This is a genomic window from Micromonospora vinacea, assembly GCF_015751785.1.
GTDB lineage: Bacteria > Actinomycetota > Actinomycetes > Mycobacteriales > Micromonosporaceae > Micromonospora > Micromonospora vinacea.
In genome coordinates this window covers 699,856-721,910 of record NZ_JADOTY010000001.1, presented here as the reverse complement: position 1 = coordinate 721,910, position 22,055 = coordinate 699,856, and the positions used below count along the sequence as shown (strand labels likewise).

Sequence of the window (22,055 nt, the reverse complement as noted above, 5' to 3'; positions counted from 1 at the left end):
TGTTGACAGCGTCTGCAGAGTGTGACCTTCGAGGAGTACGTCAGCAGCCGGGGTCCGGCGCTGGTCCGGCTCGCCCGGCTGCTGACCGGTGACGAGCACCGGGCCGAGGACCTCACTCAGGACGTGCTGTCGCAGGCGTACGTGCAGTGGCGCAGGATCGCCCGCGCGGACCGGCCCGACGTGTACGTGCGCCGCATGCTGGTCAACGCCAACATCTCCTGGTGGCGCCGCCGGTCCAACCGCGAGCTGGCCGTCGACACCTTCGCCGAGCGGGCACACCGAGGCGACCTCGGCGGCGAAGCGGCCGACCGGGACGAGATGTGGCGGCTGATCCTCGGCCTGCCCGAGCGCCAGAGGGCGGTGCTGGTGCTGCGCTACTACGAGGACCTCGACGACGCGACGATCGCCCAGATCCTGGACTGCTCGCCGGTCACCGTCCGCACCCACGCGATGCGGGCGCTCGCCAACCTCCGGGAGCGCTGCGGTGCCCCGGCCACGAACGGGAGCCGACCGTGACGGACCTCGACGAGCGGATCGTCCGAACCCTGCGGGACCGTGCCGAGGGCACCGTGGACGCCGACCGGCTGCTGCGGGCTTCCCACGCTCGAGGCCGCCGCCGCCAACTCCACCGCCGGGTCGCCGCAGGGACCGCGTTGTCCCTGATCGGGGCGCTCGGCGTCGTCGGAATGACCGGGACGGGCCTCGACGGGTTGACCGGCCGCCTGCCCTGGACCGCCACGACGTCCACCGGGGCCACGCCGGTGCCGCCCCGCATCGACGGGGTGCCCGGGGCCGCCGCCGACCCGGCGCTGGTCGGCAGCGATCCGAACGTGCTGCACTTCGGCCTCGACCCGACCCAGGCCCGCTATCTGGGCTGGGAGGTTATCCGGGGCCGCACCGAATCGGTCCGGCTCAGCGTCCGGGATGACCAACCGGTGCATGTCGAGGTGAGCAGTACGCCGGAGTTGTCGATTAGCGTCTCGTTCGGCGGCGTCGAGGTTGAGGCGGCCGCACCGGGGCCCCAGACCTTCGACGGCACGATCCACCAAGCGAGCGGCAGCGTGCGTGCAATGGTCAAGTCGTGGCACCCCGCGCCAGGTCTGTACGCCCGTGCCGTCATCTTGCGGGGGGACCGTGCCGGGCTGGAGCAGGCGGTCAAGGCACTGCGCTGGAACGAGGCACACTCGTGTGCCGTGCCGCTGCGGCTCGATGCCCTGCCCGAAGGCGCGCCGATCACTTCCTGCTCGGTGGACGTCAGCTCCTACCCGAGACTGGTCTCCTCGGAGATCACCCTTGCGCGGGCGGCGACCGAGGCCATGTTCGTGAAATACCGCTATGCGAGCGGGGCTGGCACCCGCACCGCGGGGAATCGGACTGTCGCTGGCCGGCCCGCGTTCTTCTCTGGGACGACCCTGGATCTGCTCGGCATCCCCAAGACGGTGGTGAGTGCCACCTTCGGCTTGCAGCGGGAGGACAGGCGACCGGTCGGCGTCCAGCCGGGCGCGCCACGCGGCTTCACCGAGGCGGACGCGACGACAGTCCTGGCGGGGGCGCGGGTCGTCGAAGACCCGACGCGGTCGGAGAGTTGGGAGTGATCTCAACCGTTGGGCGGGCTGGCCGCGAGCTCGTCCCGTCCGGCGGAACGTACGCTTGGTGACTGTGAGCCCCCGTCGCAATCGCCCTCGCCGGGACGAGAACGCCAACCTGGACGCCGACCGGGTCCGGCAGGGTGTCGCCTCGGTGCAGCAGTGGACCGACGGCGCCTGGCAGGTACGCGGCATCGGCGCGGGAGCGTCGGTCAAGACGTACCGCTGCCCGGGTTGTGACCAGGAGATCCGACCCGGGGTGGCCCACCTGGTGGCCTGGCCGGCGGACGGCCTGGGTGACCTGACCGACCGGCGGCACTGGCACAGCGGCTGCTGGCGCGCCCGGGAGCGACGCGGCCCCGCGGTGCAGCGCGGCCGGGGTACCCCGCGCTATTGAACGACCCCGCCCGTTAGCGACCTGGGTCACGCTGTTCGTGCCTGGGCGGGCGGCGGCGGCGACTTCGCGACAGACTTGGGCGGTGAGCACAGCGATCCGCGCGTCGTCGATCCTGCCCGGCCGCCGGGAGGACATCGAGCTGCACACCGCCGACGGTCTGCGGCTGGTCGGTGAGCTGGCCCTGCCGGCCGACCGGCCGCCGGTGGCCACCCTGGTCTGCCTGCACCCGCTGCCCACCCACGGCGGAATGATGGACAGCCACGTGTTCCGCAAGGCGGCCTGGCGGCTGCCCGCCCTGGCCGACCTGGCGGTGCTGCGGTTCAACACCCGGGGCACCAGCAGTGTGCGCGGCACCAGCGAGGGGGCCTTCGACGGCGCGGTGGGCGAGCGGTACGACGTGGCTGCCGCCATCGAGTACGCGGAGTTCGCCGAGCTGCCCAACATCTGGCTCGTCGGCTGGTCGTTCGGCACCGACCTGGCGCTGAAGTACGGCTGCGACCCGACGATCGCCGGGGCGATCCTGCTCTCCCCGCCGCTGCGCTTCTCCGCCCCCGAGGACCTGGCCACCTGGGCCGACTCGGGTCGGCCGCTGGTGGCGCTGGTGCCGGAGTTCGACGACTACCTGCGCCCCACCGAGGCGCGGGAACGGTTCGCCGCCGTGCCGCAGGCCGAGGTGGTCGGGGTGCCGGGCGCCAAGCACCTCTGGGTGGGCGACGCGGAGACGGTGCTCGACGAGATCGTCCGTCGGGTCAACCCGGCCGTCGAGGTGCCGCTCCCGACGACCTGGGACGGCCCGATGGAGGCCGGCGACGTCAGCGCGTACGCCGACCGGACGGTGGCCGCCTTCGCCGACACCCCCGTCCCCGGCCCGGCCGCCGGTCAGGCCAGCTGACGCTCAGCGGCGCTCCTGGCGGGGCAGCACCACCTCGCGCAGGATCAGTTGCAGCGCGGCCACAGTGGGGATGGCGATCAGCGCGCCCACCACGCCCAGCAGCGACACCCCGAGCAGGGCGGCCAGCAGGGCAGCCACCTCGTTGACCTCCACCGAACGCCGCATCACCTTCGGGTAGATCAGGTAGTTCTCCACCTGCTGGTAGATGAGGAAGAACACCGCGCAGGCGATGCCGGTGGGCAGGTCGGCGGCGAAGCCGACCAGGCTCACGATCACCGCGCCCAGGGTCGCGCCGATCTGCGGGATCAGGTCGGTCACCGCGACCACCACGGCCAGCGCGAACGGGTACGGCAGGTCGACGATCAGCGCGAACACGAAGGTGGTCGCGCCGGCCAGCACCGCGATGCTCAACGCGCCGACCATGTACGAGCCCACCTTGGCCAGGATCTCGTCGCCGATCAGCTGCACCCTCTGCCGCCGCGACCGGGGCACCACCGAGTAGCCCAGCGAACGCAGCTTGTCGAAGTAGGCCAGGAAGTAGATCGTCAACACCAGCACGGTCAGCGTCCGGAACACCGTGCCGAAGATCAGTTGTGCGCCGCCGAGCACCCCGCCGAGCGCCCGCCCGACCGTCTCCGCGTTGGCCGCGCCCTGCACCCGCTCCACCACGTCGTACCGCTCCACCAGGTCATTGACCGTCGGGTTGCGGCGCAACTCGTCGAGCAGGCTCGGGATCTGGTCGATGAACTGCCCGGACTGGGTGACGATCGGCGGGACCAGCGCCACCACGCCGCCGCAGAGCAGCAGCACCACCGTCAGGGCGACCGCCGCCACCGCCAGGCCGTGCGGCACACCCCAGCGCCCCAGCCGGACCACCGCCGGGTTGAGGCCGACCGCGAGGAAGAGCGCGATCACCACCAGCACGAGGATGCCGCCGGCATTGCGGATCCCCAGATAGAGGGTGTACGCCAGCAGCACGCCCAGAGCACCGGTGAAGCCGAGCAGGAAGCTGCTACGGCGCAGTGGCCGCCCCGGTGTGCCGAACTTTCCGGACGGGACCGCCGGTGGCTCCTCCGGGTCGACCCCCGGTGCGGGGACCGGCACCGGCGGTGGCGTCTCGGCCGCCGCTGGTGTCTCGGCTGACGTTGGCGTCTTCGCCGGTTGTGGGTTTTCCGCTGGCGGAGGACCGGGGGTCACGTTCGGTTCGTCGCCGGACGGGTCGTGCTGTGGCACCAGGGACCTCCCGGCTCAGGCGGTGGGACGACGGGCGACGGCCACGAAGGCCCGCCACGCGGCAGGCGCGAACACCAGCACCGGACCAGCGGGGTCCTTGCTGTCCCGCACCCCCACGACCCCGGGCAGGTTGTCCGCCACCTCGACGCACTCACTGTTGCCGCTGCGAGTGGAGGTGCGCCAAACTGCGCCGCTCAGGTGCATGAATCCACTGCTTCCTTCATCAGGTCAATCGAGTGCCGATGAGAGAGCGCTTCGTTGCGAACCGTCTCCCATCGTGAGAGCAGCGTAGCCACGTCGCCATCTCGGTCAACCACGACGCCGGCAAGCTGGTTTTCGAGGTTGCCGACCCATCCACCGTCCGCGCCGCGCGCAAGCGTGAAGGGTCCGGACATCCCGACGTGCACTCCAACCTCGGCGGGAATGACGTGCACGCTGACCGGCGGACGCTGGGCGTAGGTGATCAGCTGGGTGAGCTGCTCGACCATGATCCCGCGCATGTGCTCAGCGGTGTGCCGCAGCGCGTGTTCGTCGACGACGGCGATGAGCTGCGGTGGGTCAGGCTGCGTGAGGATGGACTGGCGGTCCAGGCGGGCATGGACTCGGCGTTCCACTTCGTCGTCGCTGAGCAGGTCGTCGCAGCGGATCACCGCGCGGGCGTAGTTCTCGGTCTGAAGCAGCCCGGGGATCAGCGACGGCTGGAAGCACCGCAGTTGGCGGGCGGTGCGCTCGGCGTCCAGCCAGGGTCGGAACCAGCTCGGCTGGCCGTCCCGCTCGGCGAGCTTGAGCAGGTAGACGAGCAGACCGCCGGTGGTCAGCACCTCGTCGGCGCGGGCCAGGAAGAGCCGGTCCAGCGGGCGTTGGCCCAGCTCCAGCGCGGACACCATCGAGCCGGAGTAGTGCACCAGCCGGCCGAAGTCCTCCTGGCTCATCCCGGCGGCGATCCGCAGCCGGCGCAGCTGCGCGCGGATCATGTCGGCCGTCGGCGCGGCGTCGCCTTCCACAGTGCCTCCGCAGGTCGAGGGTCGTCTCCACCAACTGTCCCGGCGGACCATGCCGTCGATGCAGTCCCGCCGCCGAGCACGGTGACGCCTTCCGACCGTAACGGTGTTCTCAGCAGACTGTCACGTACCGGATGGGTATGGCTCCGCGTCACCTGCGGCCACCCCGCTTCCGGGCCCACCGCGCGGGCCTGCCGTTGCACGGCGGCGCGTCCGCGCCCCAGTCGAGGAGGTCACCCATGCCCACGTCTCGCCCCGTCGGCCGGTCGCTGCCTGTCACCGTCACCTCGGCGCCGCGGTCGTCCGCCGGCTGCAGCCCGCCGGGCTCCAGCTCAGGCGGGAGGCCACGTACCCCGATGTCGGGGCTGCCGCAGCCGCGGCTCGGGCCGTACCCCGTGTTTCCCCGACCCTGCGGCGCACGGACGCCGCACACCCCGCTGCGACCCATGTGGTGCTGCCGGGCCGACGGCCGGCCGTGGCCCTGCGCGGACGCCAGGCTGCTGCTCAAGGCGGAGTTCGACGAGGACCCGGCCGCGCTGACCATCTACCTCGCCGGTCTGTACCACGAGGCGGCGCACGACCTGTACCAGCTCAATCCCTACGACGGGCCGGCGCCCAGGGAACTGTTCGAACGCTTCGTGGCGTGGGGTCCGTTCCGCCGCCCGATCATCGACCCACCCCCGGACCATCGGTCCTGATCCACTCGCCATTCAGGAAGTCGGGGTGTCCGCGCTGGCGGGACACCCCGACTTTGCTGATGTCGTGTCGATCATGAGTGCGCGTGGCTCAGCGCCCGCCGTCAGTCCTTCTCGATGGTGACCTTGCTGGGCTTGGCGCTGCGCTCGTCGGTGGTCGGCTTGCTGGGTCGCTTGCCGTTCTCACCGGTGCTAGTGATCTTGGTGGGCTTGGCGCCCCGGCCACCCTCGCCCGGAACGGCGGCCACCGTCGGCTCCCCGTCCACCCCGGCGCTCGCCATGCCACCGTCCACCGTGGTCACCGGCTCGGCCACCGGTCGCGTCGTGGACTGCCCGGACTCCTCAGCACCCGCGTTCACCGGCTGCCTGGTGTCGGCGGGTTCGGCCTTCAACCCGGTGCCCGTACCCGAACCCCCGGTGCCCGTACCCGAACCCGCAGCCGCGCCGGCGGAAACGCTCACGCCGTCGTCCCCACCGTCGGGCCCAGCCGCGCTCGCGCCGTCTGCTGCGGCCGGCGCGGTCGGGCCGTCGATCGGGCCGGCGACGCTCTGCAACCGCAGCTCGGACATTTGACGCTGGAGTTCGTCGGACTCCTGCCGGGCCTTCCAGGTCTCCTGCCGCAGATCCGCCAGCTGCTGCTGAGCCTGGGCGATCTCCAGCATCACCTGGGCCAACTGCTGGCGGCCCGCCGCCGACTCCTGCTGGGTCGCCGCCAGGTGCTGCTGGGTGGTGGCCAGGTGCTGCTGCGTCGTGGCCGCGTACTCCTCGAACTGCCGCCGGGACGCCGCGACATGCTCGTCGGCCTTGCGGCGCTTGTCGCTGGCCTCGGTCTCGGCCCGGCTCAGCAGCTCGGCGGCCTCCGCCTCGGACCGCTGGCGCAGCGCCGCCGCGTCCTGCTCGGCTGCCTGACGGATGCCGGCCGCGCCCTGCTCGATCTCGTTCTTGCGAGTGGTGTACTCGGTCTCCAGCTCGTCCTTGCGACTGGAGTATTCGATCTCCAGCTCGTCCCGACGGGTGGTGAACCCGCTCTCCAGCTCCTGCTGCCGGCTGGTGAACCCGGCCTCCAGCTCCTGCTGGCGCGCCGCGTGCTGCTTGTCCAACTCGTCGCGGCGCTTGGCGAACTCCTGTTCGGCCGCGGACCGTCGCTGCGCCAACTCCCGGTCGGCCGTCTCCCGACGGGAGTTGACCTCCTGCTCCACCCCGGCCCGCCAGGCGCCCAGCTCCTGCTGGGTCTGCGCCCGGGTGTGCTGCACGTACGCCTCGGTCTCGGTGCGCATCCGCTGCACGTACGCCTCGGTCTCGGCACGGCTGCGCTTCGCCGACTCGGTGGCCTGCGTCGTCAGCCGCTCGGCCTCCTGCTGCGCCTTGGCGCGGGTGGCCCGTCCGGCCATCGACGCATCGTCGATGATCTGCTTGGCCTCCTGCTGCGCCTTCGCGTGGGTGGCCCGCCCCGCCTCGGTCGCCGTGTCGGTGAGCCGCTTGGCCTCCTGAAGCGCCTTGGCATGCACCTCCTTGGCGGCATCGCGCAGGTCGCTGGCCTCCTGCTGGGCCCTGGCCAGCGTCTCGCGGGCCGTCTCGCGCAGCTTGGTGGCCTCCTGCTGGGCCCGAGTGTGGATCTCCTTGGCAGCATCCCGCAGCTGGGTGGCCTCCTGCTGGGCCTTCGCCAGCGCGTCCTGCGCCGCCTTGCGCAACTGCGCCGACTCGTCCTTGGCCGACCGCAGGGTCGCGTCCGCCTCGGCCCGCTGGGCGGCGCTGTGCCGCTCCTCTTCCGCGCGTCGGGCGGCGAGGGCGATCTCGAAGTCCTTCAGTGCCCGCGCGGCCTGCTCGCGGGCCTCCTCGATGATGTGCTCGGCCGCGGCACGACGGGCCTCGATCTCCCCGTTCGCGTCGATGAGGATCTGCTCGGCCTGCTCCTCAGCCAGCGTGAGGATCGACTCGACCCGCGGGCCGAGATGCCGGAACGACGCCCGGTCGACCACGTTCATCTGCTTGCGCACCTGGGTCAGGTCGCGCTGGAGAACCTCGACCTGGCCGGCGAGCTTGTGTATCTGTGTGTACGCCTGTTCCCGTTCCCCAGCGAGGGTCGCGATCTCGTGCTCAGCACGCGCGACATAGCGGTCGACCTGTTTCTTCTCGTACCCCCGCAGAGCGGACTCGAAGCTGGGCTCCGTCGTCACGTCCCCGCCGAGAGCGAACAGTTCCTCGCCGTGCGACATGCCCCCATCCTCACACGCAACGGGCCCTGCTGGGGCGATACGGACGGGCCTTGTGGGAGCTACTTCACTCCGTTGCGGTCAGCGAATACCAGGGGTTAGGAAACGCATACGGCGCGAGGTGGCACCGGTTACCCGGTGTCACCTCGCGCCGTCGATGCCCCGACCTGACGCCTCGCGTCAGCCAGCGGTCTCCGCGGGCACCCGCTCCTGACCGCCATCGGTCTTCTTGGCTTCCGGCTTGGCAGCCGGAGCGGCCTGCGCCGGCATTCCCGGAACGATGCCGGCGAGCCCGGAGAGCATCTGACCCAGCTGCGAGGTGACCGCGTCCTTCTGCCGGGTGAGGTCCTCGACCTCGCGGCGGGCGGCCTGCGTGGTCAGCTCCGCCTCGGTGCGCGCCTCGGTGAGCAGACGCTGCGACTCGGCCTTCGCCTCGTTGAGGGTCTTCTCCGAGTGCGCCTTGGCCTTGTCGACCGTCTCGGCGGCGTTGCGCTCCGACTCGACACGCCGCGCCTCGGCGCGCTGCTCGATCTCCTTGGCCCGCTCCTGCGCGGCCCGGGCACGCTGCTCGGCCTCGCTGACCATCTTCTGGGTCTGTGCGACCTGGGCGGCGTGGCGCTCGGACTCCTCGCGCTCGGCCTTCTCCCGCCGCTCGGCCAGCTGGAGCTCCAGGGCCTGCAGGTCCTTGTCGCGCTTGTCCCGCGCGTCGGTGAGAAGCTTGGTCGCCTCGGCGCGCTTCTCCTCAGCCTCGCGGGCGGCCTTCGCCCGCTGCTGGGTGATCTCACGCTCGGCGGTGGCCCGGAGGGTGGCGACCTCCCGCTCGACTGTCGACTTCAGCTCGGCCACCTCGTGCGCGGTGACCGTACGCAGCTGCTTGGTCTCCCGGTCGGCGTCGGCGCGCAGCGTGTCAGCCTCGCGGCGGGCCTGCACCCGGACCTCGGCGGCCTCGCGCTCGGCGGCCGTGCGCAGGTTGCCCGCCTCGCGCTCGGCGCTCGCCTTCATGGCAGCGGCCTCGGCGCGGGCCTTGTCGGTGATCTCACGGGCCTCGAGGCGGGCGGCGGAGAGGATGCCCTCCGACTCGCGCTTGGCCTCGTTGCGGTGGTCGTTGGCCTGCTCCTCGGCGAGCCGGAGGATCTGCTCGACGCGGGTGCCGAGCCCGGAGAGGGTGGGCCGGCTGTTCTCTTCGAGCTGCTTGTTCGTGTCGGTGAGCTTCTGCTCCAGCGCACTCATGCGCTGCTCGGCCTGGCGGAGCCGACGCTGGGCGTCGTTCATCCGCTGCTCAGCCTCGGCACGGGCCTGCTCGGACTGGGTCAGCGCGGCGGTCATCCGGCCGAGGAAGTCGTCGACCTGATGGGTGTTGTATCCGCGCAGGCCAACGGTGAAATCTGGCTGCGAGTTCGCGTTATCGAAGAACGCGAGAGGGGAGGACTGCTGCTGGGGCATTGGGACATACTGGCAGACGCCCCAGGGTGCTTCGCAAGAGCGGTGCGAAGCTTTCGTGCCCTCTTTACATGGTCAACTCCCGGGATCGGTGCGGTTGGACCAATCGGCGATCTTGGCAGGTCCCGGCCGGTCGAACGCCACGCAGCGTGACGCGGAAAAGGGCCCCGGGGTTACCCCGAGGCCCTTTGTTCGATCCGGGTGGGTTATCCGCTAATGAGGGCGGAAGAACAATGAGCGATCAGCGCAATGGCCAGCCGGCGTTCCACCATCCGGACGGGGTGCCGCAACCAGGCGGTGCCGGTGAGTGGCCGGGAACCGGCGGTGCCGGTCAGTGGCCGGGAACCGGCGGTGCCGGTCAGTGACCCCGGAACCGGTTGATCGCGTCCTCGTGCCGGGCCCGCAACTCCCCGTCACGGACGCCCAGCCCGTCGGTGGGTGCGAGGCAGCGTACGCCGACCTTGCCCTGGTGGGCGTTGCGGTGCACCTCGTACGCGGCCTGGCCGGTCTGCTCCAACGGATAGGTGCGGGACACCGTCGGGTGCACCTTGCCGAGCGCGACCAGGCGGTTGGCCTGCCACGCCTCGTGGTAGTTGGCGAAGTGGCTGCCCACGATCCGCTTGAGGTGCATCCACAGGTAGCGGTTGTCGTACTGGTGCTGGAAGCCGCTGGTGGAGGCGCAGGTGACGATGGTCCCGCCGCGCCGGGCCACGTAGACGCTGGCGCCGAACGTCTCCCGACCCGGGTGCTCGAACACGATGTCCGGGTCTTCGCCGCTGGTCAGCTCGCGGATCCGCTCGCCGAAGCGTCGCCACTCGTCCGGGTCCTGGGTCTCCTCGTCCTTCCAGAAGCGGAAGCCCTCGGCGGCCCGGTCGATGACCAGTTCCGCGCCCATCCTGCGGCACAGCTCGGCCTTCTCCGGTGAGGACACCACGCAGACCGGGATCGCGCCGCCGTTGAGGGCCATCTGGGTGGCGTACCCGCCGAGGCCGCCGGAGGCCCCCCAGATCAGCACCACGTCACCCTGCTTCATGTTGGCGCCGTGATGCGAGACGAGCTGCCGGTACGCGGTGGAGTTGACCAGCCCGGGGCTGGCCGCCTCCTCCCAGCTCAGGTGCCGCGGCTTGGGCATCAGCTGGTTGGCCTTGACCACGGCCAGTTCAGCCAGGCCGCCGAAGTTGGTCTCGAAGCCCCAGATCCGCTGCTGCGGGTCGAGCATGGTGTCGTCGTGACCGGCCGCGTCCTCCAACTCGACGGAGAGGCAGTGCGCGACCACCTCGTCGCCGGGCGCCCAGCGGGTCACCCCGGGGCCGACGCGCAGCACCACGCCCGCCGCGTCCGAGCCGACCACGTGGTACGGCAGGTCGTGCCGGCGTGTCAGCTCGGAGACCCGGCCGTAGCGCTGGAGGAACTTGAAGGTGGAAACCGGCTCGAAGATGCTGGTCCACACCGTGTTGTAGTTGATCGCGCTTGCCATCACCGCGACCAGCGCCTCGCCCGGCGCCAGCTCTGGCGTCGGCACCTCCTGCACGTGCAGCGCCTTGCGCGGGTCCTTGTCCCGGCTGGCCATGCCGTCGAACATCCGGGACTCCTCGGCGCGGACCACCACGCCCCGGTAGCTCTCCGGTACGGGTAGTCCGGCGACGCCGGCGAGTTCGCGGTCCGGGTCGTTCGATTCCTCCGCCGCCATGATCGCTTCGAGGATGTCCTGCACGGTGACCTCCGGTTCGTCCGCACCCGCACGGGCCCGGGTGCTGCCATCGTCGGCGCCGGTGGGCACGACCGCCATGTCGGCATTCGACACATCCGGCACCGGTCGCGCTCCTGTGGGGCCGGACGTTACTGAACGGTAGCTAGGCCGGGAAGTCCTCTGTGAAAAACTGCATCCGCCGATGCGTGAAGGTGTCCAACCACCCCGCCAACCGCGCACTGACGTGCGTGCATCCGGCCTCCAACGGCCGCCACCCCTGTTGATCAAGAGCTTTCGGTCATCTGCGCGGCGTGGGATGACGCAAACCTCTTGATCAACAGGGGTGAGGGTGGAGCCGGGGCGTCAGTGCGGGGTGGGGGCGGGTTGGACCAGTTCGACGAGGACGCCACCGGCGTCCTTGGGGTGGACGAAGTTGATCCGGCTGTCCGCAGTGCCACGCCTCGGTGCGTCGTAGAGCAGGCGCATGCCACGCTCCCGTAGCGCCGCGCAGGCCACGTCGATGTCCACGACTGTGTACGCGACCTGCTGCACGCCCGGCCCGTTGCGGTCGAGGAACTTCGCGATCGTCGACTCCGGGGTGAGCGGGGCGAGCAACTGCACGCAGCCGCCCTCGGTGGTCGGTCCGACGGCCAGCATCGCTTCCCGAACACCCTGCTCGGTGTTTGTCTCCACGTGGACGCAGCGCATCCCGAACGTCCGCTGGTAGAAGTCGATAGCGGCGTCCAGGTCGGCGACGGCGATCCCGACGTGGTCAATCTTGCGAAGCCCGATGTCTGTGACGTAGTCCGCACCGGGCTCGACGGGGGAGTTCTCTGCCATGGCGCTAGTCTGGCCGAACAATCGTTAAGGCGTACAGCTCGGCACCCCTCGGAGGCAGGCATGGCTTCGGTGATCGTCAGTGGCGCGCGGACCCCGATGGGCCGGCTGCTGGGCAACCTCAAGGACCTCCCGGCCACGAAGCTCGGCGGGATCGCCATCAAGGCGGCGCTGGAGCGTGCCGGCGTCAGCCCGGAACAGGTCCAGTACGTGATCATGGGGCAGGTGTTGCAGGCCGGCACCGGTCAGATCCCGGCTCGGCAGGCGGCGGTCGAGGCCGGCGTGCCGATGTCCGTGCCGGCGCTGACCATCAACAAGGTCTGCCTCTCCGGCCTGGATGCGATCGCCCTGGCCGACCAGCTGATCCGGGCCGGCGAGTTCGACATCGTGGTGGCCGGCGGCATGGAGTCGATGACCAACGCCCCGCACCTGCTGATGGGTCAGCGCACCGGCTACAAGTACGGCGACGTGGTGGTCAAGGACCACATGGCACACGACGGGCTCAGCGACGCCTGGGACTGCTGTTCCATGGGTGAGTCGACCGAGCGGCTCGGCGCCAGGCACGGCATCTCCCGCGAGGAGCAGGACGCCTTCGCCGCCGCCAGCCACCAGCGGGCCGCCGCCGCGCAGAAGAACGGCCACTTCGCCGACGAGATCGCCCCGGTGGTCATCCCGCAGCGCAAGGGTGACCCGCTGGTGATCAGCGAAGACGAGGGCATCCGCCCGGACACCACAGCCGAGTCGCTGGCCAAGCTGCGCCCCGCCTTCGCCAAGGACGGCACCATCACCGCCGGCAGTTCCTCGCCGATCTCCGACGGCGCCGCCGCGGTGCTCGTGATGAGCAAGGCCAAGGCGAAGGAGCTGGGGCTGACCTGGCTGGCCGAGATCGGTGCGCACGGCAACGTGGCGGGCCCGGACAACTCCCTGCACTCGCAGCCGTCCAACGCCATCAACCACGCCCTGAAGAAGGGTGGCCTGAGCGTTGCGGACCTGGACCTCATCGAGATCAACGAGGCGTTCGCGCAGGTCGGCGTCCAGTCCACCCGGGACCTCGGGGTCAGCCCGGACAAGGTAAACGTCAACGGCGGCGCGATCGCGCTGGGGCACCCGATCGGCATGTCCGGCGCGCGCCTCGTACTCACCCTCGCCCTGGAGCTGAAGCGCCGCGGTGGTGGCACCGGCGCGGCGGCGCTCTGTGGCGGCGGTGGTCAGGGCGACGCGCTGATCATCCACGTGCCGGAAAATGCCGCGGCCAGCCAGTGAGCACGAGGAGTGCCCCGCGGTCGCGAACGGGGATGACGCAGTGAGCGAGGCTGAGCACGTCCCGGCAGCGGGCACCACGTCGGTGCGCCGCAGCCGGGACGTACCGCTGCTGGTCGAGCGGGCCCGCGCGGGCGACCCGCGCGCGGTGGCCCGCCTGATCACGTTGGTGGAGAACGGTGACGCGTTGTTGCCGGCGATCGCCGCGGCGCTGGCGCCGTACGCCGGGCAGGCCCAGGTGGTCGGGCTGACCGGCTCACCCGGGGTGGGTAAGTCGACCACCACCAACGAGCTGGTCCGCGCGCTGCGGGCGCGTGGGCACCGGGTGGGCGTGCTGGCTGTCGACCCGTCCAGCCCGTTCACCGGCGGAGCGATCCTCGGCGACCGGGTGCGGATGCAGGACCACGCCACCGACCCGGGCGTCTACATCCGGTCGATGTCCAGCCGGGGGCACCTCGGCGGGCTGGCCGCGGCGACGCCGCAGGCGGTCCGGGTGCTGGAGGGCGCCGGCTGCGACGTGGTGCTGGTGGAGACCGTCGGCGTCGGGCAGGCCGAGGTGGAGGTCGCCTCGCTGGCCGACACGACGCTGGTGCTGCTCGCGCCCGGGATGGGCGACGCCATCCAGGCGGTCAAGGCCGGCATCCTGGAGATCGCCGACGTGTTCGTGGTCAACAAGGCGGACCGGGACGGCGTCGACGCCACAGTCCGCGACATCCAGGGCATGATCGCTCTCGGTGAGCGTGGGCCGGGGCAGTGGCGGCCGCAGGTGGTCCGGTCGGTAGCCGCGCGAGGCGAGGGCATCGACGACATCGCCGCCGCCATCGACAAGCACCGGGGCTGGCTGGTCGAGCACGGCGAGCTGCGCCGCCGCCAGGAGGCGCGGGCCGCCGCCGAGGTCGAGGCGATCGCGCTCGGCATCCTCCGCGCCCGGATCGGCTCACTGCGCGACGGTACGGAGTTGGCGACGCTCGCCACCAAGGTTGCCGAGGGTGCGACCGACCCGTACACGGCGGCGGACGAACTGCTCGCCCAGCTCTCCCGCTGACCCGACGCCCCGCTGGCCGGCGCGTCCACCCTGGACGTGCCGGATCGGCGCGGTCCGACGTCTTTCGTGCGGCCGATCGGAGCGCGCCTCCCGCCCACAAGCGAAGGTCGCTCTGGTTTTAGTAGGCTCGCGGCGCGTGGCCGGCAGCCAGCTGCCGCGAAACGGGCTGACGAGCCGGTCGGTCCACAGTGCACCGGGACCAGGGGAGATGTGATCATGACGGACGCGGTGGAGAACGCCGGCGCAGTGCAGCCCGCGGCGGGTGCCGCCCGGGGTGTCACGTCGGTTTCCGACGAGGTCGTGGAGAAGATCGCCGGAGCGGCCGCTCGCGCGGTGCCCGGTGTCGCCGATCTCGGCGGTGACGTGTCCCGCTTCTTCAACAGCGTCCTGGACAAGATCGGCCTGGACGAGGTGGGCGACGCCCGCCGGGGAGTCTCTGCCGACGTGAAGGGCAGCTCGGCCGTCGTCAACGTGGTCCTGGTGATCGACGCCGGGCACGTCGTGGCCGACGTGACCGAGGCGGTGCGGGCCGCGGTGATCGAGGCGGTGGAGAAGTACGGCCTGACTGTCACCCAGGTCAACGTCACGGTGGACGACATCGAGCTGAACCAGCCGGGGGCGGCAGCCGGAGCCTGAGGCGCAGCTGGCCAACAACCTGACGGCTTACGCGGCGGTGCGAGGAGCAGGGAGCGACTGTGGACCTGGAAGCAACACAGAGGCTGACCAGGGCGTCGGTGCCGGCTGGTGGGACGACGCAGGTCGCCGACGAGGTGATCGAGAAGATTGCTGTCGCGGCGGCCCGCGCGGTGCCCGGCGTGGCCGACCTGGGCGGGGACGTCGCCCGGTTCTTCAACGCGGTTCTCGACCGAGTCGGGCTGGACCAGGTGGGTGACGCCCGGCGGGGTTGCTCGGCCCACGTCACCGAGGACGCCGCAGTGGTCAACCTGGTGTTGGTGATCCAGGCCGGTCGGCAGGTGTCAGAGGTCACCGGTCAGGTGCGCGCTCGAGTGAGCGAGGCGGTCGAGGCGTTCGGGCTGCGGGTCGATGAGGTCAACATCCGGGTCGACGACATGGCGTTCGGCGAAACCCCCGCCACGCCTCCCGCCTGAGAGGTATGCGGCGCGCTCTGCGCCACCTCCCGCGACGCCGTGCCTGCTGTTACTCATGGGTAGGGCGTGACTTAGCGATCGTTCAGGTGAGGGCCTTACACTCGACGTGCAGTCGAGGACCCGAGGAGGAGCCCTGCTCATGGACGCCGACGAGATCGACGCCGGACGGGCGCGCTGGCAGGCCCGGTACGACGCCGCGCGCAAGCGGGACGCGGACTTCACCACGCTTTCCGGAATGCCGGTGGAGCCCGTCTACGGGCCGCCGGAGGGCGCCACCTATCCGGGCTTCGAACGGATCGGCTGGCCGGGCGAGTATCCGTACACCCGGGGTTTGTATCCGACCGGCTACCGCGGGCGGACCTGGACGATCCGGCAGTTCGCCGGCTTCGGCAACGCCCAGCAGACCAACGAGCGTTACAAGATGATCCTCGGCGCCGGCGGCGGCGGGCTCTCGGTGGCGTTCGACATGCCGACGCTGATGGGCCGCGACTCGGACGACCCACAGGCGCTCGGCGAGGTCGGCCACTGCGGCGTGGCCATCGACACCGCCACCGACATGCAGGCGCTCTTCGACGGCATCGACCTGGCCGGCGTGACCACCTCGATGACCATCTCCGGCCCGGCCGTGCCGGTGTTCTGCATGTACCTGGTCGCCGCCGAGCGGCAGGGCGCCGACCTGTCCAAGCTGGACGGCACCCTGCAGACCGACATCTTCAAGGAGTACATCGCGCAGAAGGAGTGGCTCTTCGACCCGGAGCCGCACCTGCGCCTGATCGGCGACCTGATGGAGTACTGCGCCCGGGAGATCCCGCGCTACAAGCCGCTGTCGGTCTCCGGCTACCACATCCGGGAGGCCGGCTCGACCGCGGCGCAGGAGCTGGCGTACACCCTGGCGGACGGCTTCGGCTACGTCGAGCTGGGCCTCTCACGCGGGCTGGACGTGAACGTCTTCGCGCCGGGGCTGAGCTTCTTCTTCGACTCGCACCTCGACTTCTTCGAGGAGATCGCCAAGTTCCGTGCCGCCCGCCGGATCTGGGCCCGTTGGCTGCGCGACGTCTACGGGGCGACCAGCGAGAAGGCCCTGTGGCTGCGGTTCCACACGCAGACCGCCGGGGTGTCGCTGACCGCGCAGCAGCCGGTCAACAACGTCGTACGCACCGCCGTCGAGGCTCTCGCTGCGGTGCTCGGCGGCACCAACTCGCTGCACACCAACGCGCTGGACGAGACCCTGGCGCTGCCCACCGACGAGTCGGCCGAGATCGCCCTGCGTACCCAGCAGGTGCTGATGGAGGAGACCGGTGTGGTCAACGTGGCCGACCCGCTCGGCGGCTCCTGGTACGTCGAGGCGCTGACCGACAAGATCGAGGCCGAGGCGGAGGAGATCTTCGCCCGGATCCGGCAGCTCGGCGGGGACGGGCCACACCAGATCGGCCCGATGACCTCGGGCATCCTGCGCGGTATCGAGGACGGCTGGTTCACCGGGCACATCGCCGAGTCGGCCTTCGTCTACCAGCAGGCCCTCGAGAAGGGCGACAAGAAGATCGTCGGCGTCAACTGCCACACCGGCACTGTCGCCAAGGAGCTGGAGATCCTGCGCATCTCGCACGAGGTGGAGCTGGAGCAGCGCCGGGTGCTCGCCGAGCGCAAGGGCGCGCGGGACGAGTCGGCGGTCCGCGCGGCGGTGGCCCGGATGATCGAGGCGAGCCGTACCGACGAGAACATGATCCCCGCCATGCTCGACGCGGTCCGCGCCGAGGCGACCCTGGGCGAGATCTGCGACGCCCTCCGGGCCGAGTGGGGCACCTACCGAGAACCAGCCCGCTTCTAACCCCCTGCCGTCACACCCACCCCCGTCGATCTTGCGGTTTGTGCGCCGACATAAGGCATGAATGCGGCGTACCGGCGACAGAATATGCAAGATCGCGGGGGTGGGGGCGGGGCGTGAGAGTTGCAACGTCGGGGTTGCGGGTGAGCTGAGATCGGGGGCTCACGTGCGAGACTAGGTAACCATGAGCGACCCACGGATCACCTCGTCGATCTTCACCCGCGGCGCGGTCGACCTCAGCACGCTGCGTGGCCCCGCACCAGCAAGTTCCCGCCCCGGCACGCCCCCGCAGGGCGGCCCGTCCAACGGCGCCCCCGGCGCGCCCACCGCCGGCGGTGACACCGCCATCGTGGACGTCACCGAGGCGACCATCCAGTCCGACGTGCTCGAACGCTCGATGGCCACGCCCGTCGTCGTGTTCTTCGGCGCGGCCGGCTTCCCGGAGAGCGACGAGTTCGCCCCGGTCCTGGAGCGGCTGAACGCCGAGGGCGGCGGCACCTGGGTGCTGGCCCGGGTCGACGTGCAGGAAAACCCCCGAATCGCCCAGATGTTCCGGGTGCAGGGCATCCCCATGGTCTACGCGGTCGTCGGCGGCCAGCCGGTCGACGCCTTCTCCGGAGTGGTGCCCGAGGCGCAGCTGCGGCAGTGGCTCCAGGCCGTGCTCAAGGCCGGCGGCGTGACAGTCGCCGAGCCGGAGGACCCCCGCCTCGACGAGGCGGACGACGCGCTGATGAGCGGCGACCTGGATGCCGCCGAGCAGGCGTACCGGAAGATCCTCGCCGACGCCCCGGCGGACGCCGCGGCCACGGCCGGGCTGGCCCAGGTCGGGGTGGCCCGCCGGGTGGCCGGCGCCGACCCGTCCGCCGCGCTGGCCGCCGCCGAAAGCGCCCCCGACGACGTCGCCGCGCAACTGCTGGCCGCCGACATCGAGGTGCTCAGCGGCCTGGCCGAGCAGGCGTACGCGCGGCTCGTCGGTCTGGTCCGGCGCACCGCCGGTGAGGACCGTGAGACGGTTCGCCAACACCTGGTCTCGCTCTTCTCCATCGCCGGCCCGGACGATCCGGCGGTCGCCTCGGCGCGTCGGGCCCTGGCCAGCGCCCTGTTCTGAGTTCGTAGCACGCCAGCGCGGGCCGGCGTTCCGGCCGGCCCGCCCGACCACCGAGGACGGGAGCTCACGATGCGCCGGATCGCCGTCCTCGACGCGCCGACAAATCTCGGTCTACGGCCGCCGACGCCCACGTCGGTCCCGGGTTGCGCAAAGGCGCCCGGGGCGCTGCGCGACCACGACCTGCTGGCCCGGCTCCGCGCCCGCGACGCCGGCTGCGTCACCCCTGCCCGGTACGACCCCGGCGACTGGCGGCCCGGCGACGGGGTGTGCCACGCCCGGGAGATCGCCGACTACTCGCTGGCCCTCGCCGAGCGCATCGGCTCGATCATCGACCGGGGCGAGTTCCCTGTGGTGCTGGGCGGCGACTGCTCCGTGCTGCTCGGCTCGGCCCTGGCCATGCACCGCCTCGGCGAGGCCGTCGGCGGGCGGATCGGGCTGGTCTTCGTCGACGGGCACTCCGACTTCCGGCACCCCGGCAACGCCTCCTACGTGGGCGCGGCCGCCGGTGAGGACCTGGCCCTGGTCACCGGGCGAGGGCAGGCCGACCTGGCCGCGCTGGAGGGCCGCCGGCCCTACTTCCGCGACATCGACGTGGTGGTGCTCGGCATCCGCGCCCAGGACGAGTACCGGCTCGACCTCCAGGCCGCCGGGATCACCACCCGGCCGGTGCCGGCGCTGCGCGCCGAGGGCGCCGCCCGGACGGCCCAGTGGGCGCACGAGCAACTCGCCGACTGCGCGGGCTACTGGGTGCACATCGACGTGGACGTGCTCGACCCGGCGGTGATGCCCGCCGTGGACGCCCCCGATCCGGGCGGAATCGCCTTCGCCGAGCTGGAGATCCTGCTCGCCGGCCTGGTCGACACCCCGCACTGCCTCGGCGTCGAGTTGACCGTCTTCGACCCCGACTACGACCCGGACGGCTCGTACGCGGCCGAGATCGTCAACACGGTGGTCGCCGGTCTTGCACCGGTGACCGCCCCGGAAGCCGTGCCGCCGCGACTGCTGTCGGCCCGGCCGACACCCTCCCCGCGGCGCGGCAACGGCCGGGCCACGACCGCCACCGACCGCTCCGACCGGGTTGAGCGTCCCGACCGGGCTGAGCGTCCCGACCGGGCTGAGCGGCTCGACGCGCTGGCTGGGCTTGACGGAATCGACCGCGCTGGGCGGGTTTCGCGGCTTGAATTCCCGGTTGGCATCGACCCCGCTGGCATCGACCCCGGTGGCATCGACCCCGCCGATGGCGGGCCTGCTGCGCTCGGGCCTGCTGGGCGCGGGTCTGCCGATGTCGGGCCTGCCGGTGTCGGTGTCCCCGGCGTCGGCTCGTCGGTGAGCGCGATGCCGTACGACGTCCCGGCCGAGGGGGAGTCACCCGGCACGGACGGACGGGCCCACTCCGAGCCATCCGGCGTCGCGGGCACTGTTTCGCCCCTGGTCGAGCGCGAACCGGTCGGCCCGCCGGCGTCGGCCGGCCCAGGTCTCCTCCGACGCACCGCCCCGTCGACCCAGGACCCGCCCGAGAGGCACCAAGCCGACACCGCCTGACCCGGCCCTCGGCCCCCTGGCCTTGATCGACTCGGTTTCCGTGAACCCGGGGTGTCCGAGTGGCTCGGACACCGCACTTCCAGCGAAACCGAGTGGATCAAGGCCAGGCGCCGGGCGTTGACCCGGGCAATGGCCGGACGCCCGGTGGGGCCCCGGGGTGGTGGGGTCAGCCGACCGGGAGGGCGCGGAGGAAGCGCTCGGCGATCGGGACGGCCGAGGCGGTGCTGGCCCCGCCCTTCTCCACGAAGACGGCGAACGCCACGTCGCCCCGCCAGCCGACGAACCAGGCGTGGGTGTGGGCCGGGTTGTTGTCGTACTCGGCGGTGCCGGTCTTGCCGTACACCTCGCCCGGCACATCCTTGAGCGCGCTGCCGGTGCCGGCGGTGACCACCTCGCGCATCATCGTGCGCAGCGCCGTGACGGAGGCCGGCTTCAGTTGCTCGCCGGCCGGGGCCGGCTTGGCCGGCGCCGGGTCGATCAGCAGCTTCGGCTGCTCGAAGCGGCCACGGGCGACGGCGGCGGTGGCACCGGCCATGGCGAGCGGGCTGACCAGCGTGGTGCCCTGCCCGAACGACGCGGCGGCCTGCTCGGCCGGGCTGCCGCCCGTCGAGACCTTGCCGGTGAAGGCGTCAGTGCCGAGGTCCCATTGACCCTCCAGGCCCAGCGTGCGGCCGGCGGCGGCCAGCCCGTCGCCGCCGAGCTTCGGGGCCAGCGCGGCGAACGCCGTGTTGCAGGACTTGGCGAAGTCGGTGCGGAACGGCACCGAACCGAGCTCGAAATTGTCCGAGTTCTTGAAGGACCGGCCGTCCACAGTGAAGGTCTTCGGGCAGTTCACCGGACCGTCCAGGGTGACCGCGCCCCGGTCCAGCAGGCCCAGCGTGCTGACCATCTTGAAGGTGGAGCCCGGAGGCACCTGGGCGTCGAAGGCAAGATTCTCCCCGGCCGGGCCGGGGCCGTTCGCCGCGGCGAGCACAGCGCCGTCGCTGATCCGGAGCGCCACCAGGGCGGAGCGGTGCGACTCGGCGCGGAGTGCCCCGTCGGCCGCGTTCTGGACGGCGACGTCCAGCGTGGTCTTCAGCGCCTGCCCGGGCTGCGGCTCCCGACGGAACAACTCGGCGCCGGTGGGTTCGAGTTTGCCGCCCTCGGCCGGACGCTCGACCACCACGGTCAGCCCGGGGCCGCCGCGCAGTCGTTCGTCGTAACGGCCCTGTAGCCCACCGTGCCCGACCAGGTCGCCGACGACGTACCGGTCGGGGTGTGCGGCGAGGTCGTCGGCCTGCGCCGGGTCGACAGTGCCGAGCAGCGCACGGGCGAACTCGCGGGTGGGCGCCAGGTCGATCTTGTCGGAGACGAACTTGGTGCCGGGCAGGTCGTAGATCCGGGGCTTGATCTGCCGGTACGCCTCCTCGCGGAGCGACACCACCTCGACGAAGGCGCCCGGCTCGGCCTTGGCCACCCGCTCGGGCAGGTCGGCCAGGTCGACGCCCGGGACCAGCGCCGGGCGGATGGCCTTGAACGCCGCGTCGAGGTCCTTGACGAGCTCCTTGATGTCGGCGACACCGTTGGGCTGCACCCCTACCCGGACGACCGGGCGCGGGGTCACGATCGGCTTCCCGGCGTTGTCCAGCACCCCGGCGCGGGCGCCAGCGTCGCGGCGCAGCGCCAACCGGTCGCCCTTGGCGAGCTGCTCTTGCACCACCTTCGGCTCCCAGATCACCTGCCACTGGTCGTCGTCGCCGTGGGCGAGCCGCACCTCCCGGTCGTACGCCCAGCGGGTCTGACCAGGCAGGGTCCACTCCACCTGGACGGTCGTGGTCGCGATGTCCTTGGTGATCTTCGGCTCGCCGCGTCGCGTCAGCGTGGGCGGTGTGGCCGCCAACTCACCGGAGAGTTCCTTGATCTCGCGCGACACGTCGGCCGACGGCAGTTTCGAGCCGAGCGGGTCGATCACTCCGACCGCCTGGAGGTCACCGCTGCGCCAGCCCGCCAGGAAGGCGTCGACGGTGCGCTGCGGCCCGTCGTCACCCGAGCAACCGACCAGGATGCCCGCCGTGAGCAGCGCCGTGGTGACGGCGGCGGCCAGGCGGCGGGCGGGGTTCGGCCGGTGGGGCCGAGGGTACGACAAGGGCATGAAGCTGGTCCTTCCGATCTCGGACTGCCCTCGCACGGTAGTACGCGAACA

At 71.5% G+C, this 22,055-nt stretch carries 19 protein-coding genes and 1 pseudogene; 12 read left to right on the top strand and 8 right to left on the bottom strand.

What is annotated here, in order from left to right:
* The first annotated feature begins 21 nt into the window (after window positions 1-21).
* From IW249_RS03515 to IW249_RS03500, 4 genes are all read left to right on the top strand, one after another.
* The gene (locus tag IW249_RS03515) at window positions 22-516 is read left to right on the top strand and encodes a SigE family RNA polymerase sigma factor (protein ID WP_196919476.1); all 495 of its coding nucleotides are present in this window, start codon (window positions 22-24) and stop codon (window positions 514-516) included.
* On the top strand, window positions 513-1,595 hold the full coding sequence (locus IW249_RS03510; protein WP_196919475.1) for a hypothetical protein: 1,083 nt from the start codon (window positions 513-515) through the stop codon (window positions 1,593-1,595). The genes IW249_RS03515 and IW249_RS03510 overlap by 4 nt, the downstream gene beginning before the upstream one ends.
* Before the next feature lie 64 nt (window positions 1,596-1,659).
* Window positions 1,660-1,983 carry an Rv1322 family protein gene (locus tag IW249_RS03505; protein ID WP_231640156.1) on the top strand — a complete coding sequence of 108 codons (324 nt, stop codon included), beginning with the start codon at window positions 1,660-1,662 and terminating at the stop codon, window positions 1,981-1,983.
* An 82-nt stretch (window positions 1,984-2,065) separates the two neighbouring features.
* The gene (locus IW249_RS03500; protein ID WP_196919474.1) at window positions 2,066-2,875 is read left to right on the top strand and encodes an alpha/beta hydrolase; all 810 of its coding nucleotides are present in this window, start codon (window positions 2,066-2,068) and stop codon (window positions 2,873-2,875) included.
* 3 nt (window positions 2,876-2,878) lie between these two features.
* Here the strand turns inward: IW249_RS03500 and IW249_RS03495 are convergent, their stop codons facing one another.
* The 3 genes from IW249_RS03495 to IW249_RS03485 are packed head-to-tail and all read right to left on the bottom strand — an operon-like array spanning window position 2,879 to window position 5,082.
* Window positions 2,879-4,108 (bottom strand): AI-2E family transporter, encoded by a 1,230-nt coding sequence (locus tag IW249_RS03495; protein ID WP_372432929.1) that lies wholly within the window; start codon window positions 4,106-4,108, stop codon window positions 2,879-2,881.
* 15 nt (window positions 4,109-4,123) lie between these two features.
* On the bottom strand, window positions 4,124-4,312 hold the full coding sequence (locus IW249_RS03490; RefSeq protein ID WP_196919473.1) for a DUF397 domain-containing protein: 189 nt from the start codon (window positions 4,310-4,312) through the stop codon (window positions 4,124-4,126).
* The gene (locus IW249_RS03485) at window positions 4,303-5,082 is read right to left on the bottom strand and encodes a helix-turn-helix domain-containing protein (RefSeq protein WP_231392953.1); all 780 of its coding nucleotides are present in this window, start codon (window positions 5,080-5,082) and stop codon (window positions 4,303-4,305) included. The genes IW249_RS03490 and IW249_RS03485 overlap by 10 nt, the downstream gene beginning before the upstream one ends.
* A 383-nt stretch (window positions 5,083-5,465) precedes the next feature.
* Here IW249_RS03485 and IW249_RS03480 point away from each other — a divergent pair, with 383 nt between their 5' ends.
* Window positions 5,466-5,807, top strand: a complete 342-nt coding sequence (locus IW249_RS03480) for a hypothetical protein (protein WP_196919471.1) — start codon at window positions 5,466-5,468, stop codon at window positions 5,805-5,807.
* A 101-nt stretch (window positions 5,808-5,908) separates the two neighbouring features.
* Here IW249_RS03480 and IW249_RS03475 read toward each other — a convergent pair whose 3' ends face one another.
* From IW249_RS03475 to mce, 4 genes are all read right to left on the bottom strand, one after another.
* The gene (locus tag IW249_RS03475; RefSeq protein ID WP_196919470.1) at window positions 5,909-8,020 is read right to left on the bottom strand and encodes a coiled-coil domain-containing protein; all 2,112 of its coding nucleotides are present in this window, start codon (window positions 8,018-8,020) and stop codon (window positions 5,909-5,911) included.
* 177 nt (window positions 8,021-8,197) lie between these two features.
* Window positions 8,198-9,460, bottom strand: a complete 1,263-nt coding sequence (locus IW249_RS03470; RefSeq protein ID WP_196919469.1) for a DivIVA domain-containing protein — start codon at window positions 9,458-9,460, stop codon at window positions 8,198-8,200.
* A gap of 355 nt (window positions 9,461-9,815) precedes the next feature.
* On the bottom strand, window positions 9,816-11,171 hold the full coding sequence (ccrA, locus tag IW249_RS03465; protein WP_196924615.1) for a crotonyl-CoA carboxylase/reductase: 1,356 nt from the start codon (window positions 11,169-11,171) through the stop codon (window positions 9,816-9,818).
* 339 nt (window positions 11,172-11,510) lie between these two features.
* Window positions 11,511-11,987 carry a methylmalonyl-CoA epimerase gene (gene mce, locus IW249_RS03460; RefSeq protein ID WP_091405814.1) on the bottom strand — a complete coding sequence of 159 codons (477 nt, stop codon included), beginning with the start codon at window positions 11,985-11,987 and terminating at the stop codon, window positions 11,511-11,513.
* Window positions 11,988-12,047: 60 nt separating this feature from the next.
* On the opposite strand from mce, the gene IW249_RS03455 reads away from it, so the two are divergent.
* The 7 genes and pseudogenes from IW249_RS03455 to IW249_RS03425 form a co-directional block, all read left to right on the top strand.
* Window positions 12,048-13,247, top strand: a complete 1,200-nt coding sequence (locus IW249_RS03455) for an acetyl-CoA C-acetyltransferase (protein ID WP_196919468.1) — start codon at window positions 12,048-12,050, stop codon at window positions 13,245-13,247.
* Between the two features lie 40 nt (window positions 13,248-13,287).
* A complete protein-coding gene (gene meaB / locus IW249_RS03450; protein ID WP_196919467.1) occupies window positions 13,288-14,289 on the top strand; it encodes a methylmalonyl Co-A mutase-associated GTPase MeaB in 1,002 nt (333 codons plus the stop codon).
* Between the two features lie 216 nt (window positions 14,290-14,505).
* A complete protein-coding gene (locus IW249_RS03445) occupies window positions 14,506-14,925 on the top strand; it encodes an Asp23/Gls24 family envelope stress response protein (protein ID WP_196919466.1) in 420 nt (139 codons plus the stop codon).
* Between the two features lie 59 nt (window positions 14,926-14,984).
* Complete coding sequence (locus tag IW249_RS03440; protein WP_196919465.1) at window positions 14,985-15,398, top strand: Asp23/Gls24 family envelope stress response protein; 414 nt, start codon at window positions 14,985-14,987, stop codon at window positions 15,396-15,398.
* A 139-nt stretch (window positions 15,399-15,537) separates the two neighbouring features.
* Window positions 15,538-17,226, top strand: coding sequence for a coenzyme B12-dependent isobutyryl-CoA mutase large subunit (gene icmA / locus IW249_RS03435; RefSeq protein WP_196919464.1), 1,689 nt, complete (start codon window positions 15,538-15,540; stop codon window positions 17,224-17,226).
* A gap of 181 nt (window positions 17,227-17,407) precedes the next feature.
* Window positions 17,408-18,331 carry a tetratricopeptide repeat protein gene (locus tag IW249_RS03430; protein ID WP_196919463.1) on the top strand — a complete coding sequence of 308 codons (924 nt, stop codon included), beginning with the start codon at window positions 17,408-17,410 and terminating at the stop codon, window positions 18,329-18,331.
* A 69-nt stretch (window positions 18,332-18,400) separates the two neighbouring features.
* Window positions 18,401-19,396 (top strand): annotated as a pseudogene (locus IW249_RS03425) (arginase family protein); the annotation flags it as partial.
* 643 nt (window positions 19,397-20,039) lie between these two features.
* Here the strand turns inward: IW249_RS03425 and IW249_RS03420 are convergent.
* On the bottom strand, window positions 20,040-22,004 hold the full coding sequence (locus IW249_RS03420) for a penicillin-binding transpeptidase domain-containing protein (protein WP_196919461.1): 1,965 nt from the start codon (window positions 22,002-22,004) through the stop codon (window positions 20,040-20,042).
* Window positions 22,005-22,055: the final 51 nt, after the last annotated feature.